This is a genomic window from Pseudomonas sp. WJP1 (genome assembly GCF_028471945.1).
Taxonomy (GTDB): Bacteria; Pseudomonadota; Gammaproteobacteria; order Pseudomonadales; family Pseudomonadaceae; genus Aquipseudomonas.
The window spans coordinates 78,599-93,296 of sequence record NZ_CP110128.1 but is presented as its reverse complement, the minus strand read 5'-3'; the positions used below and the strand labels follow the sequence as shown (position 1 = coordinate 93,296).

General features: G+C 58.4%; 17 protein-coding genes. 10 read left to right on the top strand and 7 right to left on the bottom strand.

The window, feature by feature from the left end; all coding sequences use genetic code 11:
- Window positions 1–33 precede the first annotated feature (33 nt).
- Window positions 34–258, top strand: coding sequence for a DUF1161 domain-containing protein (locus OH720_RS00455; RefSeq protein WP_272604149.1), 225 nt, complete (start codon window positions 34–36; stop codon window positions 256–258).
- A 61-nt stretch (window positions 259–319) separates the two neighbouring features.
- Here the strand turns inward: OH720_RS00455 and OH720_RS00450 are convergent, their stop codons facing one another.
- Window positions 320–1,321 carry an LLM class flavin-dependent oxidoreductase gene (locus OH720_RS00450; protein WP_272604148.1) on the bottom strand — a complete coding sequence of 334 codons (1,002 nt, stop codon included), beginning with the start codon at window positions 1,319–1,321 and terminating at the stop codon, window positions 320–322.
- A 241-nt stretch (window positions 1,322–1,562) separates the two neighbouring features.
- Here OH720_RS00450 and OH720_RS00445 point away from each other — a divergent pair, with 241 nt between their 5' ends.
- Both OH720_RS00445 and OH720_RS00440 read left to right on the top strand, forming a co-directional pair.
- Window positions 1,563–1,994 carry an OsmC family protein gene (locus tag OH720_RS00445; RefSeq protein ID WP_272604147.1) on the top strand — a complete coding sequence of 144 codons (432 nt, stop codon included), beginning with the start codon at window positions 1,563–1,565 and terminating at the stop codon, window positions 1,992–1,994.
- Between the two features lie 187 nt (window positions 1,995–2,181).
- Window positions 2,182–2,415, top strand: a complete 234-nt coding sequence (locus OH720_RS00440; protein ID WP_272604146.1) for a DUF1161 domain-containing protein — start codon at window positions 2,182–2,184, stop codon at window positions 2,413–2,415.
- A gap of 6 nt (window positions 2,416–2,421) precedes the next feature.
- Here the strand turns inward: OH720_RS00440 and OH720_RS00435 are convergent, their stop codons facing one another.
- Window positions 2,422–2,841, bottom strand: coding sequence for a PA0061/PA0062 family lipoprotein (locus OH720_RS00435; protein ID WP_272604145.1), 420 nt, complete (start codon window positions 2,839–2,841; stop codon window positions 2,422–2,424).
- A gap of 40 nt (window positions 2,842–2,881) precedes the next feature.
- The gene (locus OH720_RS00430; RefSeq protein ID WP_008064778.1) at window positions 2,882–3,304 is read right to left on the bottom strand and encodes a PA0061/PA0062 family lipoprotein; all 423 of its coding nucleotides are present in this window, start codon (window positions 3,302–3,304) and stop codon (window positions 2,882–2,884) included.
- A gap of 60 nt (window positions 3,305–3,364) precedes the next feature.
- Here OH720_RS00430 and OH720_RS00425 point away from each other — a divergent pair, with 60 nt between their 5' ends.
- Window positions 3,365–4,435, top strand: a complete 1,071-nt coding sequence (locus tag OH720_RS00425) for an aminopeptidase (protein ID WP_272604144.1) — start codon at window positions 3,365–3,367, stop codon at window positions 4,433–4,435.
- Window positions 4,436–4,529: 94 nt separating this feature from the next.
- Here the strand turns inward: OH720_RS00425 and OH720_RS00420 are convergent, their stop codons facing one another.
- Together OH720_RS00420 and OH720_RS00415 are read right to left on the bottom strand one after the other, a co-directional pair.
- Entirely contained in the window at window positions 4,530–5,180 is a 651-nt protein-coding gene (locus tag OH720_RS00420) for an HAD family hydrolase (RefSeq protein ID WP_272604143.1), read from the bottom strand.
- A gap of 28 nt (window positions 5,181–5,208) precedes the next feature.
- Entirely contained in the window at window positions 5,209–5,754 is a 546-nt protein-coding gene (locus tag OH720_RS00415) for a gamma carbonic anhydrase family protein (RefSeq protein ID WP_008064772.1), read from the bottom strand.
- 89 nt (window positions 5,755–5,843) lie between these two features.
- On the opposite strand from OH720_RS00415, the gene prlC reads away from it, so the two are divergent.
- The gene (gene prlC, locus OH720_RS00410; protein ID WP_272604142.1) at window positions 5,844–7,895 is read left to right on the top strand and encodes an oligopeptidase A; all 2,052 of its coding nucleotides are present in this window, start codon (window positions 5,844–5,846) and stop codon (window positions 7,893–7,895) included.
- The gene (locus tag OH720_RS00405; RefSeq protein WP_008064765.1) at window positions 7,892–8,179 is read left to right on the top strand and encodes a YheV family putative zinc ribbon protein; all 288 of its coding nucleotides are present in this window, start codon (window positions 7,892–7,894) and stop codon (window positions 8,177–8,179) included. Before prlC ends, OH720_RS00405 begins: the two co-directional genes overlap by 4 nt.
- A gap of 54 nt (window positions 8,180–8,233) precedes the next feature.
- Here OH720_RS00405 and OH720_RS00400 read toward each other — a convergent pair whose 3' ends face one another.
- The gene (locus tag OH720_RS00400; RefSeq protein WP_272604141.1) at window positions 8,234–8,539 is read right to left on the bottom strand and encodes a hypothetical protein; all 306 of its coding nucleotides are present in this window, start codon (window positions 8,537–8,539) and stop codon (window positions 8,234–8,236) included.
- Window positions 8,540–8,735: 196 nt separating this feature from the next.
- Here OH720_RS00400 and OH720_RS00395 point away from each other — a divergent pair, with 196 nt between their 5' ends.
- The 3 genes from OH720_RS00395 to OH720_RS00385 all read left to right on the top strand — a co-directional run bounded on the left by OH720_RS00395 (window position 8,736) and on the right by OH720_RS00385 (window position 12,384).
- Window positions 8,736–9,794, top strand: coding sequence for a PA0069 family radical SAM protein (locus OH720_RS00395; RefSeq protein WP_272604140.1), 1,059 nt, complete (start codon window positions 8,736–8,738; stop codon window positions 9,792–9,794).
- 241 nt (window positions 9,795–10,035) lie between these two features.
- The gene (locus OH720_RS00390) at window positions 10,036–10,767 is read left to right on the top strand and encodes a carbonic anhydrase (RefSeq protein WP_272604139.1); all 732 of its coding nucleotides are present in this window, start codon (window positions 10,036–10,038) and stop codon (window positions 10,765–10,767) included.
- 90 nt (window positions 10,768–10,857) lie between these two features.
- Window positions 10,858–12,384, top strand: a complete 1,527-nt coding sequence (locus OH720_RS00385) for a SulP family inorganic anion transporter (RefSeq protein WP_272604138.1) — start codon at window positions 10,858–10,860, stop codon at window positions 12,382–12,384.
- A gap of 124 nt (window positions 12,385–12,508) precedes the next feature.
- On the opposite strand, the gene OH720_RS00380 is transcribed toward OH720_RS00385, so the two are convergent.
- Entirely contained in the window at window positions 12,509–13,159 is a 651-nt protein-coding gene (locus tag OH720_RS00380; RefSeq protein WP_272604137.1) for a hypothetical protein, read from the bottom strand.
- A gap of 369 nt (window positions 13,160–13,528) precedes the next feature.
- Between OH720_RS00380 and coxB the strand changes: the two genes are divergently transcribed.
- Complete coding sequence (gene coxB, locus OH720_RS00375; RefSeq protein ID WP_272604136.1) at window positions 13,529–14,656, top strand: cytochrome c oxidase subunit II; 1,128 nt, start codon at window positions 13,529–13,531, stop codon at window positions 14,654–14,656.
- Window positions 14,657–14,698: the final 42 nt, after the last annotated feature.

The window sequence follows — 14,698 nt, the reverse complement described above, 5'->3', positions numbered from 1 at the left end:
CCTTTTTTTTGATCCGACCAGAGAATGCGACCGATGAAGAAGTTTATTTTGGCGGTAGGTTTGTTGAGCCTGGCGGGTACTGCCTTCGCTGAAGGTGGCAAGTCCTGCGAAGAGTTGAAAGCCGAAATCGCTGCAAAGCTCGATGCCAAGGGCGTTTCGGGTTATTCGCTGGAAATCGTTGATAAAGGCAATGCATCTGGCGGAAAAATCGTCGGCACCTGCGAGAAGGGCAGCAAGGAAATAGTCTACAAAAAGTAGTCCCAACCCTATGCAAGCAAAAAGCCGACGCCATCGCGTCGGCTTTTTGCGGTTAGCGTGCTCAGCCCTTCATGACCTGCGCCAGCAGCTCATAGGAATGCAGGCGATCCGCGTGTTCGTAGAGATCGCAGGTGAAAATCAGTTCGTCGGCCTGGGTCTGCTCGATCAGCACTTCCAGCCTGGCGCGGATTTTTTGCGGGCTGCCGATCATCGCCAACCCCAGGAAATCGCTGACGGCTTCTTTCTCATGGGGCAACCACAACCCATCCATCGTTTTCACCGGCGGGCGCTGCACCAGGCTCTGCCCACGCATCAGCGCGAGAATGCGCTGGAATACCGAGGTCGCCAGATAGTCGGCCTGTTCATCCGTGTCGGCGGCCACCAGCGGCACGCCGAGCATCACATAAGGCTTGTCCAGCACCGCAGAAGGCTTGAAATGATTGCGGTAGACACGAATGGCCTCATGCATGAAGCGTGGAGCGAAGTGTGAAGCGAAGGCGTAGGGCAAACCGCGCTCCCCTGCCAGCTGCGCGCTGAACAGGCTTGAGCCCAGCAGCCAGATCGGGACATTCGTGCCGGTTCCTGGCATCGCGATAACGCGCTGGTCCGGCGTGCGCGGGCCGAGATAACGCACCAGTTCGGCCACATCGTCCGGGAAATCGTCGGCGCTGCCGGAGCGTTCACGACGCAGGGCACGGGCCGTCATCTGATCGGAACCGGGCGCACGGCCAAGCCCCAGGTCGATGCGCCCCGGATACAGGCTTTCAAGCGTGCCGAATTGTTCCGCGATCACCAGCGGCGCATGGTTGGGCAACATGACTCCGCCGGAACCGACCCGAATGGTCGAGGTGCCACCGGCCAGATAGCCAAGCAGCACGGAGGTCGCAGAACTGGCAATGCCGTCCATGTTGTGGTGTTCGGCAACCCAGAACCGGTTATAGCCGAATTTTTCGACGTGCTGCGCCAGGTCCAGCGAGTTGCGCAACGACTGGGCGGCGCTGCCGCTCTCCCGCACGGGCACCAGGTCGAGGGTCGAGAACTTGATATCGGACAGTCGTTTCATAAACCTGCTTCTCCAATTGAGGGCGCAGGTTTTTTGTTTGCAAACGAAAACCTGCCGAATCCATAAGCGTGTTTCATGCAATGAGGGCATATACCCGAGTTTCAATAGCACGGCGAAATTTACCGACAAAAAAGCCGAACGATCAGATGCGCTGAACTTTGCTCCCCCGCCTACCCTCAGAACCCTAGCGACCGAAACCACAACGGCGCGACCCTTCGCGCCGGATCTTGAGGAGACAGGCATGGCTATCACCAAGAAAGCATCGGCCCACTGGGAAGGTGACCTGAAAACCGGCATCGGCTCGATTTCCACCGAAACCGGGGTGCTCAGGGACGCGCCCTACGGCTTCAAGGCCCGTTTTGAGGGCGGCAAGGGCACCAATCCGGAAGAGTTGATCGGAGCGGCCCACGCAGGCTGTTTCTCCATGGCGTTTTCGATGATTCTCGGTAACGCCGGCCTCAAGGCTGACAGCATCGATACCAACGCCGAAGTCACTCTGGATCAGGTAGAAGGTGGTTTTGCGATCACGGCCGTGAAACTGATCCTCAAGGCCAAAATCCCCGGCGCAAGCCAGGCGCAGTTCGATGAGTTGAGCAACAAGGCCAAAGAGGGCTGCCCGGTATCCAAGGTGTTGAATGCGAAAATCAGCCTGGATGCGACTTTGCTCAGCTGAATTCGCATTGAAATGAAAAGATCGCGGCCCCCGGCAGCTTCTACAGATTGACGTTGATCCTGTAGGAACGGCCAAAGGCTGCGATCTTTTTTGAGTTGAAACAGATTTGCCGGGTAAAACTGTGGTCGAATAAATGACAGCAGCAAAAACGCATGACCTGTGCGCGCTGCCTCAAGGAGCTTCAACCATGAAACGTTTTGCCTTGGCGGTTATCTGTTGCGCCCTGGCCACTTCGGCCCTGGCGGCACCCAAACCTTGTGAAGAACTCAAGGCCGAAATCGAAGCCAAGATCCAGGCCGCAGGGGTGACGTCCTACACCCTGGAAATCGTGACCAATGACGAAGTGCACGACCAGAACATGGTCGTTGGCTCGTGCGACGGTGGCACCAGGAAAATCATCTACCAGAAGAATGACCGCTGACTGCAGTTACGGCACACAGTTGATCTGGCTCTCTTCGGCAACGATCTCATGCTTGGCGTTGTACAGCCGCGCTTCAGGGGTGAACGCCATGGAGCGAGCTTGTAACAGATAGCGTTGACCGGCTTCAAAATGATCGTATTTGACGATCATGTAGCACAGCCGCTCCGTGGAACCGCCGAACAAGTCCGAGCTTCCGCCAGGCACTTCAAAGTCGAAGCGCACGGTCAGCTCGTGACTACCGGGAGTGACCTGGAAAAAACGCCCGTCGCGCAAGCGCTGGTTATCCAGTCGCTCGGCCATCAGCAATTTATCGTTAGGGAATGGCGTAGAAAAGTCGACCCACGCCATCTGCGGATTGGCCGCCGGCATCGGCGTCGAACAGCCGGCCACGGCACTTGCAGCCAGTAACAGCATCAACCTGCGCATGATGAATGTCCCAATGTCGGGATATTCAGAATAGCGCCGATCAGGTCCGTTGGCAGCCCGCCGGTGTGCCCTGGCCAATCACTTTTCGCTGTTGATCATACAACTTGGCCCATGGCCGGAAGCCGATATTCCCCGCTTGCAGTTGATAGCGCTCACCCGCGTTGAAGTCGTTGAATTTCACATTCAGCTGGCAGTCTCGCCACAGCGGTTCGGCATCGGGACCGATATTGGTGGGCTGGACCGGGAACTGGTAGCGAACGGTCAATTCATGGCTGCCGGGTTGGACCTCGAAATAGCGCTTGTCGGTGGCCGCTTTATTGTCCACCTCCAGCGCCAGCAGGGCCGTGTCTTCCTGATGTGACTCCAGATCGATCCAGGCTTGCGTCGGATCATGGCGAGGTAATCCGAATCCTGCACAACCGGCCAGCATCAGCAGGCCTCCCGTCAGCATCAACTTGCGCATAGCGGAGCTCCAGTCAAGCGGGATAGTCTTGCGAGCAGACTCTCCAGGGATTTTTTTATTTTGATCAGGCCGCGTCGAAGCCTTGGGTTACTTGATCGCGTTTTACGCATTTTGTTTCCGGGCGTGTTGTTTTTGTTACTCAACGGTTGTTCCAGCGTCAGCTACTACAGTCAATTGGCCAGTGGTCAGCTGCAATTGCTGCGGGCGCGGGAGCCCGTTGCCCGAGTGATTGCCGATCCGCAGCGCGATCAGAAACTGCGTGCGCACCTGGTCCAATCACAAAGGGCGCGGACCTTCGCCAGCCAGCAACTGCATCTGCCGGATAATCAGAGTTACCGCTTGTATGCCGACATTGGCCGTCCCTATGTAGTCTGGAACGTGTTTGTCACACCGGAATTTTCCCTGAAGCCACAAAATCATTGCTTCCCCATCGCCGGTTGCGTGGCTTATCGCGGCTATTACAGCCAGGGCGCGGCTCGCGGTGAGGCGGCGTTGCAGCACCTGCAAGGGATGGACGTGTCCATTGGTGGAGTTGAAGCCTATTCGACCCTGGGCTGGTTCAACGATCCGATCATGAACTCAATGATGGGCTGGGGCGATGAACGCCTGGCCACGCTGATCTTTCATGAACTCGCGCATCAGCGCGTTTATGTGAAGGATGACACTGAGTTCAACGAGTCATTTGCCACCTTTGTCGAGCAGGAAGGTACTCGACAGTGGCGGGCATTTCGCAGCCTGCCCCCCGAAAGCGGGACAAAGGCGCAGCAACGGGACCAATTCATTCAGCTGGTTCTCGACACCCGTACCCGGCTGGAAAAACTGTACAGCCTACCGCTGCCGCCTGAACAAATGCGCCAGCGTAAAGCCGAGGCGTTCGAACAGTTGCGCGCCGAATACCGACAGATGCGCGATGAACAATGGGCCGGGGACAAACGCTACGACGTGTGGATCAATGCGCCGATGAACAATGCGCGATTGCTGCCGTTTGGTCTTTACGACCAGTGGGTGCCGGCGTTTGCGGCGTTGTTCAAGCAGGAGGGTGGGGATTGGGTGAGGTTTTATGCGCGGGTCGAGCGGCTTGGGACGATGCCGGTTGAACAGCGTAAAGTGGCGTTGAAGGCGTTGCTGTAGGAGCGAGCGGGCGGCGTTCCGACTTGCCCGCGAACCAGACACCGCGGTGCATCTGCAACACCGCGTCATCGTTCTTCGCCGGCAAGCCTGGCTCCTACGGCCGCAAAAATGCCTGGTGCATCTCGTCCAACGTTTCAAAATGATAGGCCGGTGCTTCAGCGCTCAACTCCTCCCGACTGCCGAACCCATAACCCACCGCTGCCGCATCCAGCCCGTTACTGCGCGCACCGATCAGGTCGTGCTTGCGATCGCCGATCATCAGGGTACTCGCCGGGTCGAGGCCTTCTTCAGCCATCAAATGGGCGATCAATTCGACTTTATTGGTGCGGGTGCCGTCCAGTTCGCTTCCGTAAATCACCTTGAAGTGTTTGGCGAAGTCGAAATAGCGGGCGATTTCCCGGGCGAAGACCCAGGGTTTGGAGGTCGCGATATACAGCTGTCGCCCTTGCCCACCCAGGGTTTCGAGCAGCGGCGTGACACCGTTGAATACGCGGTTTTCATATAAGCCGGTGACCTTGAAGCGTTCCCGGTAGAAGTTCACCGCCTCCCAGGCCTTGGCCTCGTCAAAGTCATAGAATTGCATGAAGGCCTGCAACAACGGCGGCCCGATGAAGTGTTCGAGCTTGGTCAGGTCGGGCTCATCGATGCCCAACTTACCCAGGGCAAACTGGATCGAACGGGTAATGCCTTCGCGCGGGTCGGTCAGGGTGCCATCTAGGTCGAACAGAACGGTTTGGTAATGCATGAAAATTCCTGGGCGATAGCGAGACGTTTCAGATCTGGTCGTAGCCTTCGGCCAGATGCAGATCCTTGAGTTTCACGTAGTTCGCCGCGCTGTAGGTGAAAAAGGCTTGTTCCTTGTCGGTCAGTGGCCGGATCTGTTTCACCGGGCTGCCCACATATAGAAAACCGCTTTCCAGGCGTTTGCCCGGTGGCACCAGGCTGCCGGCGCCGATGATCACATCGTCGGCGACCACCGCGCCATCCATGACGATGCTGCCCATGCCGATCAACACCCGACTGCCGACGGTGCAGCCATGCAGCATGACTTTGTGGGCGATGGTCACGTCATCGCCAATCAGCAGCGGGAAACCGTCGGGGTTGAACGGCCCGGCATGGGTGATGTGCAGCACACAGCCGTCCTGCACGCTGGTCCGCGCACCAATGCGGATGCGGTGCATGTCGCCGCGGATCACCGTCAATGGCCACACCGAGCTGTCTTCGCCGATTTCAACATCGCCGATCACCACCGCCGAACTGTCGACAAAAGCGCCTTTACCGAGCAACGGCGTGTGGTTCTGGTACTTGCGAAGGGACACGATAGGTTCTCTCTCTGTCGCTGATAGCTGCGGTGAGTGTCGATTGTAATTAAGATGGCTGTACGTTTCTTCCAGCCAAGGTGCCAACCGTGAGCGTGAACAACCCTCTTTTGCAGTCCTATGACCTGCCGCCGTTCTCCGCGATCCGTGCAGAGCACGTGCAACCGGCCATTGAACAGATCCTGGCTGACAACCGCGCCGCCATTATCGAGATCCTCAAGGCCCAGGGCAAACAACCGACCTGGGCTGGGCTGATACTGGCCATGGACGAGCTCAACGATCGCCTGGGTGCGGCGTGGAGTCCGGTCAGCCACTTGAACGCCGTGTGCAACAGTGCCGAACTGCGCGAAGCCTACGAGTCCTGCCTGCCGGCCCTGAGTGCCTACTCCACCGAATTGGGCCAGAACCGTGAACTGTTCCAGGCCTATGAAGCCCTGGCCAACAGCCCGGAAGCCGCCGGTTTCGACGTAGCGCAGAAAACTATCCTGGAACACGCCCTGCGCGATTTCCGTCTGTCGGGTATCGACCTGCCGGAAGCCGAGCAGAAGCGTTACGCCCAAGTGCAGAGCAAATTGTCGGAGTTGGGCAGCCGCTTCTCCAACCAGCTGCTGGACGCTACCCAGGCCTGGACCAAGCACATCACCGACGAAGCCGCCCTCGCTGGCCTGACCGATTCGGCCAAGGCGCAAATGGCCGCCGCCGCGCAAGCCAAGGACCTCGATGGTTGGCTGATCACCCTGGAATTCCCGAGCTACTACGCGGTGATGACCTACGCCCACGACCGCGCCCTGCGTGAAGAAGTCTACGCGGCGTACTGCACCCGCGCGTCGGACCAGGGCCCGAATGCCGGCCAGAACGACAACGGTCCGGTCATGCAGGAAATCCTCGACCTGCGTCAGGAACTGGCCAAGCTGCTGGGCTTCGCCAGTTTCTCGGAGCTGAGCCTGGCCACCAAAATGGCTGAATCCAGCGATCAAGTATTGAGCTTCCTGCGCGACCTGGCCAAACGCAGCAAACCGTTCGCCGCCCAGGACCTGGAACAGCTCAAGGCTTACGCGGCCGAACAGGGCTGCCCGGATCTGCAAAGCTGGGACAGCGGCTTCTACGGCGAAAAACTTCGCGAGCAACGTTACAGCGTTGCCCAGGAAGCCCTGCGCGCCTACTTCCCGATCGATAAAGTACTGGGCGGCCTGTTCGCCATCGTGCAACGCCTGTACGGCATCGAAATCGCCGAGCAGCAAGGCTTCGACACCTGGCACCCGGATGTGCGCCTGTTCGAAATCAAGGAAAACGGCCAGCACGTCGGCCGCTTCTTCTTCGACCTTTACGCCCGCGCCAACAAACGCGGTGGTGCCTGGATGGATGGCGCTCGTGACCGTCGTCGCACTGCCGAGGGAGTGCTGCAAAGCCCGGTGGCCAACCTGGTGTGCAACTTCACTCCAGCCGACAGCGGCAAGCCTGCGCTGCTGACCCACGATGAAGTCACCACCCTGTTCCACGAGTTCGGTCATGGCCTGCATCACCTGCTGACCCGCGTCGAACACGCCGGGGTGTCCGGCATCAACGGTGTGGCCTGGGACGCGGTCGAGCTGCCGAGCCAATTCATGGAAAACTGGTGCTGGGAACCGGAAGGCCTGGCGCTGATTTCCGGTCATTACGAAACCGGCGAACCACTGCCACAGGACCTGCTGCAGAAAATGCTCGCGGCGAAAAACTTCCAGTCCGGCCTGATGATGGTCCGCCAACTGGAGTTCTCGCTGTTCGACTTCGAACTACACGCCACCCACGGTGACGGTCGCAGCGTATTGCAAGTACTTGAAGGCGTGCGAGACGAGGTGTCGGTGATGCGTCCTCCGGCCTACAACCGTTTCCCTAACAGCTTCGCGCACATCTTCGCCGGTGGTTACGCGGCCGGTTACTACAGCTACAAATGGGCTGAAGTGCTCTCGGCCGACGCTTTCTCCAAATTCGAGGAAGAAGGCGTGCTCAATGCGGACACCGGCCGGGCGTTCCGCGAAGCGATCCTGGCGCGCGGCGGTTCCCAAGAGCCGATGGTGCTGTTCGTCGACTTTCGTGGTCGTGAGCCGTCGATTGACGCACTCTTGCGCCATAGCGGCCTGAGTGAGGGCGCGGCAGCATGAGTGAGAGTCCCGTGATTACCAAACGACGCTTTATCGCCGGCGCAGTTTGTCCGGCCTGCAGCGAGCCGGACAAATTGATGATGTGGAGCGAAGACGACGTACCGCACCGCGAATGCGTGGCCTGCGGTTATTCCGATACGCTGAATGAACAAGGCCTGTCCGTTCCCAAGGAACTGGGCACCCGGGTCAACACTTCCGCACTCAAGCCTGCGGACACCAAGGTTCAGGCCGTGCAGTTCTTTCCGAATCCGAAGCTGAAGAAAAAGCCTGACGAACAACACTGAATAGAAAGCGGCACCTCTCACGGCGCAACGCCGTGAGAGGTAATCGAGTTTCAGTCAAGGCGTGGAAATGCTGACGTAGGCTTTAGCCAGCGCCAGCAGTTTCAGCAGGTCCTCGGCGTCAACATCGCCATCACCATCGACATCTTTATTGAAGTTACGGATCTTGAATGATTGTCCCCCATCATTTGAGGAGGCGATTAGGGTGGTGGAGTCCAGTAAAGCGGTGCTCGTCGCGAAATTTTTTGCATCCCAAGTCTCTTCTTTCAATGCGAACTGCATCGATACTTGCACTTCTATTGGATTGACGGAGCTTGGGCCAAGCTTTTGTAAAAAAATACCGCGACGATTGAACATAGACATAATTAAATCCTTTTAATTAATACTCCAATCAATGCATGGAGCGACCATAACAATACCGGTGCCTTGAGCGTTTCAACCAGACGCGATATGTATCGTTCAATGACTTTCGAGACCAGACCGGAGAGCTGCCCAACGGCACTGGTCACTCGAGTCTTTCACGTATACTGTATGGGCATACAGCATGCGAGCCATCCCCATGAACGCGTCATTGCCCCCACGCGGTCGCGGCACCGCCACCAACCCGCATAACCGCTTCGCACCCCATCGCTCGGTGGCCGAGGACGACGGCTGGTATCAGGAAGCGCCGATGACCCAAGGCACCGAGGTGTCCATCGAGACGGCGAAAACCATCATCACCCGCAACAATTCACCGGATCTGCCCTTCGATCGATCGATCAATCCTTATCGCGGCTGCGAGCACGGTTGCATCTACTGTTATGCGCGGCCCAGCCACGCCTATTGGGACATGTCGCCAGGCCTGGATTTCGAGACGAAGCTGATCGCCAAGACCAATGCCGCGGACATACTGGAGGAACAGCTTTCCAAACGTGGCTATCAATGTGCCCCCATTAACTTGGGGTCCAACACCGACCCTTACCAGCCCATCGAGCGTGAGTACAAGATCACCCGCCAAACCCTCGAAGTGCTGCTGCGCTACCGTCATCCGGTAACCATCGTGACCAAGGGCTCGTTGATTCTGCGCGATCTGGACCTGCTGGCCGAACTGGCCCGGCAAAGGCTGGTGGCGGTGATGATCAGCCTGACCACGCTGGACGACGAGCTCAAGCGCATCCTCGAACCCCGTGCTGCGGCACCCAAGGCCCGACTGCGAGCGATCAGGGTGTTGCGCGAAGCGGGCGTTCCGGTGGGCGTGCTGTGTTCACCCATGATTCCGATGATCAACGACAGCGAAATCGAAAACCTGCTCACAGAGGCCCACGCGGCCGGGGCACAGAGCGCCGCCTACATGATGTTGCGGTTGCCCCTGGAAGTCGCCCCCCTGTTCGAAGAATGGCTGGCGGCCCACTATCCGCAACGTGCGGCCCATGTCCTGAGCCTGATTCGCCAGAGCCGGGGCGGCGAGCTGTACGATAGTCGCTTTGGCGCACGGATGCGTGGTGAAGGCCCCTTTGCCGATTTGTTGGCACAACGTTTTGCCAAGGCCATCAAGCGCCTGGGGCTCAACCATCGGGAAGGTTTTGACCTGGACTGCGAAGCCTTCTGTCCGCCGGGTCGCCAAATGTCGTTGATTTAAGGACAATTAGCCTATGGTTGAGTACTGGGGATCGCGCTCGACTTTTTCGCCAGTCACGTTTTTTGTGACCTGGAACACAGGTTCTAGAGCGGTCTATTCAGTTTGAGTTAAGATTCGACGGCTACCTTGTTCATCGAGTGACTGACGGGTCGATTGACGACCTGGATGTTTTTTTAAACAGCCACTGGCTTCACACCGGACAAAACGGGAATATCCCTGACTCCGCCAAAGAGGATGAATCATGAGTGACAAGGATAAACAGCCGTTGGCTGCGTCGGCTTCTGCCCAACCCGAGGCGGAAACCGCCGATGCAGCGCTGCAGCATATCGTTGACGGCTTTTTGCATTTTCATCATGAGATCTTTCCGCAACAGGAAGAACTCTTCAAAAAACTCGCCACGGCCCAGCAGCCACGGGCGATGTTCATTACCTGCGCCGACTCGCGCATCGTACCCGAGCTCATCACCCACAGCTCGCCTGGCGACCTGTTTGTCACCCGCAACGTCGGCAACGTCGTACCCCCTTACGGCCAGATGAACGGTGGCGTTTCCACCGCCATCGAGTACGCGGTGCTGGCACTGGGCGTACAGCACATCATCATCTGCGGTCACTCCGATTGCGGAGCGATGCGTGCGGTACTCAACCCCGACAGCCTGGAAAAAATGCCTACGGTCAAAGCCTGGCTGCGGCATGCGGAAGTCGCGAAAACCATGGTGCACGACAACTGCAACTGCGCCGACGAAAACGAGCGCATGCATGTCCTCACCGATGAAAATGTCATCGCCCAATTGCAGCACTTGCGGACTCATCCCTCGGTAGCCTCGCGCATGGCGAACGGTCAACTGTTCATCCATGGTTGGGTCTATGACATCGAAACCAGCCAAATCAAAGCTTACGACGCGGATCAGGGTCGTTTCCTGCCGCTCGACGGCAGCCATCCGATTCCGGTGGCGACGCCCAAAGCGCGCTTCTAAATCCTCCTAACCATCTGTGTGGTTTGACGCCGGCCGCTGTTTCAGCGGCCCGGCCTTGCCATGCCTGAAGAAAACTTCGGGAGAATCATCATGCGTGCTGCGCAACTTAAAGCTGTGCTGCCACGGGAGCTGTTGGCTTCGGTGGTTGTGTTTCTGGTCGCCCTGCCCCTGTGCATGGGCATTGCCATTGCTTCGGGACTGCCGCCGGCCAAAGGCCTGATCACCGGGATCATCGGTGGACTGGTAGTCGGTTGGCTGGCCGGCTCGCCGTTGCAGGTCAGCGGCCCGGCGGCAGGCCTGGCGGTGTTGGTGTTCGAACTGGTACGCCAGCATGGTGTGGTCATGCTCGGGCCGATCCTGCTGTTGGCGGGCTTTCTACAACTGGTGGCCGGTCGGTTGAAACTGGGCTGCTGGTTTCGCGTGACCGCGCCCGCCGTTGTCTACGGCATGCTCGCCGGGATCGGGGTGCTGATCGTCCTGTCACAGCTGCACGTGATGCTGGACGCCACGCCCAAGCCCTCAGGGCTGGATAACCTGGCAGCTTTCCCAGCCGCCGTGGCTCAAGCTTTGCCCTCCTTTGGCTGGCAGGCCGGCTTGCTCGGGCTGGGAACGATCGCTGTCATGTGGCTGTGGGAAAAGCTGCGTCCCCATTCCCTGCGCTTCGTTCCCGGCGCGCTACTCGGAGTAGGGATTGCCACCGTCGTCAGCCTGGCCTTGGCGCTGCAAGTCAAACGGGTGGAAGTGCCGGCCAACCTGGCCGAAGCCATCGACTGGCTCAAACCTGCGGACTTGCTGAACCTGGCTGACCCTGCACTGCTGATCGCGGCATTCGCGGTAGCCTTCATCGCCAGCGCCGAAACCCTGCTGTCCGCCGCCGCAGTCGACCGCATGCACAGTGGTCAACGTTCGGACTTCGACCGCGAACTGTCTGCCCAAGGCGTCGGCAACATGCTGTGCGGATTGCTCGGCGCGTTGCCGATGACCGGGGTGATCGTACGTAGCTCAGCCAACGTCCAGGCGGGTGCAACCACGCGCTATTCGACGATCTTCCACGGATTGTGGCTGCTGGCGTTCGTGATGTTGCTGTCAAGCGTGCTGCAAAGCATTCCTGTGGCGAGCCTGGCCGGTGTGTTGGTTTACACGGGTTTCAAACTGGTCGACCTCAAGGCTTTTCGCGGTTTGGGTCGATACGGTCGAATGCCGATGTTCACCTACGCCGCGACGGCACTGGCGATCATCTTCACCGACCTGCTGACAGGCGTGCTGATCGGCTTCGGCTTGACCCTGGTAAAACTGGCGCTGAAGGCTTCACGGCTGAAAATAAGCCTGATCGACCTGCCCCGGGACGGGGAAATGGAGCTGCGTCTGGTAGGTGCGGCGACCTTTCTCAAGGTGCCGGCATTAACCCGGGTACTGGGCAGCATTCCAGCCGGTGCGACGGTGCATGTGCCGCTCAATAACCTGAGCTACATCGATCATTCGTGTCTGGAGCTGCTGGAGGAATGGGGACGGGCCAATGCGGCCAAGGGTTCGAAGTTGTTGATCGAATCGCGCGGGTTGAAGCGCAGGCTGGAAGGGCGGGTGCGGACCAATATCGGTATTGGTGCGGCTGGCTGAGTAAAACACCTGTAGGAGCGAGCTTGCTCGCGATGGACCAAAGAACACCGCGGGGTGTCAGGATACCCGCGTAATCGTTGTCGTCAATCGCGAGCATGCTCGCTCCTACAAGGGTAATGCGGACCTACGCCACCGGCTGTTCCAGATCCAGGCCCACGCCCAGTCGGCGGGACATGCAGGGCCAGCGCTTCCAAGCGGCGCCAGTGTCCGGGCTGCTAAGTTTCTCGCGGTAGGCTTCGACCGACTCCAGCGCAAAGCTGTCGTCGTTGAGCATTTCGTCCACAGCGTGATGCACCGCCTCGTCCAGTTGGTTGGCAAATTCCTCACCGATCAACTGGTGAGCAATCAGGTTGGCGACAGTCATGTCCAAGGGGATCAGTGGCTGGCCAAGATGCTTGATGTACAGGTCGTTGACCTCTTCGACGAACCGGTGCGCCAGATAGGCCTCGTCCAAAAGGCTGTCGAGCCCTTCGTGCCCGGCCATGATCGCCGGCGGCTGGAGGAAGTACTGTTCGGCGATTTTCAGCACCGGTTTGATCTGTGACTCGATGCCCGCTTCCCTGGCGACTTCATTGGCTGCATCCAGCAGGTCTGGCACTTCATCAATATAGGCGGCGACAAAACGCGCCAGTACGCCGTTGGCATCAGCCTCCGGTAACTGAATCGCGCGGTGTAGATGAGGCAGTTGGGTTTCCAGCTGACGGGTCAGCAGGCCGGTCTCGGCTTCGTGTTGTCGGGCTTTTTGGATCTGCTCGCGCAATGCGGCGGTGTTCATGAAAACTCCAGGAAACAAGGCAATGAAATAGGGAAGACATAACTTAGCTGGCATACGAAAAATGCTAAGACGCATTTGTCATAATTGTTTCATCCTTGAGACGCCTCCGTTATATCGGTTCGCCACCACTCGTCTGCATCCTTCTCCATTCGTGCCCTGCAATGCAAGTTAATGCTGTTTCACATGATTTACGCCAGCACATTGCGAGGTGAGAGTCGCTGTCTATACTCGGGTTGGAATGGAGTTAGCTGATGACGCCCGACTGCAATGCAGCAAGGCCCGGCGATTCAAGTTCGTAGTCTGATGCAGCCGCTCCCTTGCCGCAGGTGAAAGCCGGCGGGATAAAAAGAACGATAAGGGGAACCCGCAATGATGCGACATCCACATGTCTGGATGGGCCTCCTGTTGTGGTCGATTTTCAGTCAGGCGCAAGCGGCCTGGACTGTGAATATGGCGCCTGGAGCGACTGAAATCAGTCACGCTGTGTTTGACCTGCACATGACCATTTTCTGGATCTGTGTAGTGATCGGCATCATCGTCTTTGGTGCCATGTTCTGGTCGATGATCCTGCACCGCCGCTCTACCGGGCAGGTGGCGGCAAAATTTCATGAAAGCACCACCGTCGAAATCCTCTGGACCATCGTGCCCTTCATCATCCTGGTGGCCATGGCGGTTCCGGCAACTGCCACCCTGATCAAGATGTACGACGCCAGTGAGCCGGATATCGATATCCAGGTCACCGGCTATCAGTGGAAATGGCACTACAAGTACCTGGGCCAGGACGTTGAGTTCTTCAGCAACCTGGCCACTCCCGCCGATCAGATCCACAACAAGGAAGCCAAGAGCGAGCACTACCTGCTCGAGGTCGACAAGCCCCTGGTGCTTCCGATCGGCGCCAAGGTGCGATTCCTGGTGACCTCCGCCGACGTAATCCACTCCTGGTGGGTACCGGCCTTCGCGGTCAAGCGCGATGCGATCCCGGGGTTCGTCAACGAAGCCTGGACCCGTGTCGAAAAACCCGGCGTCTACCGCGGCCAATGCGCCGAGCTGTGCGGCAAGGATCACGGGTTCATGCCGATCGTGGTCGAGGTCAAGGACAAGCCCGATTACGAAAAATGGTTGGCTGAACGCAAGGCCGAAGCGGCGCAACTCAAGGAGCTGACCAGCAAGGAATGGACCCTCGACGAGCTCAAGGAGCGCGGCGACAAGGTCTATCACACCACCTGCGTGGCCTGTCACCAGGCCGAAGGCCAGGGTTTGCCGCCCATGTTCCCGGCACTCAAGGGCTCGAAAATCGCCACCGGACCGATCAAGGATCACCTGAGCATTGTCTTCCATGGCAAGCCTGGCACCGCCATGGCGGCGTTCGGCAAGCAACTGTCGGAAGTCGATATCGCAGCGGTCGTGACCTACGAGCGTAACGCCTGGGGCAACAACAAGGGCGACATGGTCACTCCCAAGGAAGTGCTGGAGCTGAAACAGGCGGAAAGCAAATGACCCGGTCTATTGCGCACCCAAGGAACCCGTCGGTGCATCACG

What these genes read in the sequence shown, in the direction of transcription:
- OH720_RS00390 (WP_272604139.1), top strand. Translation starts at nt 10,036, where the DNA reads ATGAGTGACAAGGATAAACAGCCGTTGGCTGCGTCGGCTTCTGCCCAA.
- OH720_RS00420 (WP_272604143.1), bottom strand. Translation starts at nt 5,180, where the DNA reads ATGCATTACCAAACCGTTCTGTTCGACCTAGATGGCACCCTGACCGAC.
- OH720_RS00430 (WP_008064778.1), bottom strand. Translation starts at nt 3,304, where the DNA reads ATGCGCAAGTTGATGCTGACGGGAGGCCTGCTGATGCTGGCCGGTTGT.
- OH720_RS00435 (WP_272604145.1), bottom strand. Translation starts at nt 2,841, where the DNA reads ATGCGCAGGTTGATGCTGTTACTGGCTGCAAGTGCCGTGGCCGGCTGT.
- OH720_RS00455 (WP_272604149.1), top strand. Translation starts at nt 34, where the DNA reads ATGAAGAAGTTTATTTTGGCGGTAGGTTTGTTGAGCCTGGCGGGTACT.
- OH720_RS00445 (WP_272604147.1), top strand. Translation starts at nt 1,563, where the DNA reads ATGGCTATCACCAAGAAAGCATCGGCCCACTGGGAAGGTGACCTGAAA.
- OH720_RS00440 (WP_272604146.1), top strand. Translation starts at nt 2,182, where the DNA reads ATGAAACGTTTTGCCTTGGCGGTTATCTGTTGCGCCCTGGCCACTTCG.
- OH720_RS00380 (WP_272604137.1), bottom strand. Translation starts at nt 13,159, where the DNA reads ATGAACACCGCCGCATTGCGCGAGCAGATCCAAAAAGCCCGACAACAC.
- OH720_RS00385 (WP_272604138.1), top strand. Translation starts at nt 10,858, where the DNA reads ATGCGTGCTGCGCAACTTAAAGCTGTGCTGCCACGGGAGCTGTTGGCT.
- coxB (WP_272604136.1), top strand. Translation starts at nt 13,529, where the DNA reads ATGATGCGACATCCACATGTCTGGATGGGCCTCCTGTTGTGGTCGATT.
- OH720_RS00450 (WP_272604148.1), bottom strand. Translation starts at nt 1,321, where the DNA reads ATGAAACGACTGTCCGATATCAAGTTCTCGACCCTCGACCTGGTGCCC.
- OH720_RS00405 (WP_008064765.1), top strand. Translation starts at nt 7,892, where the DNA reads ATGAGTGAGAGTCCCGTGATTACCAAACGACGCTTTATCGCCGGCGCA.
- OH720_RS00395 (WP_272604140.1), top strand. Translation starts at nt 8,736, where the DNA reads ATGAACGCGTCATTGCCCCCACGCGGTCGCGGCACCGCCACCAACCCG.
- OH720_RS00400 (WP_272604141.1), bottom strand. Translation starts at nt 8,539, where the DNA reads ATGTCTATGTTCAATCGTCGCGGTATTTTTTTACAAAAGCTTGGCCCA.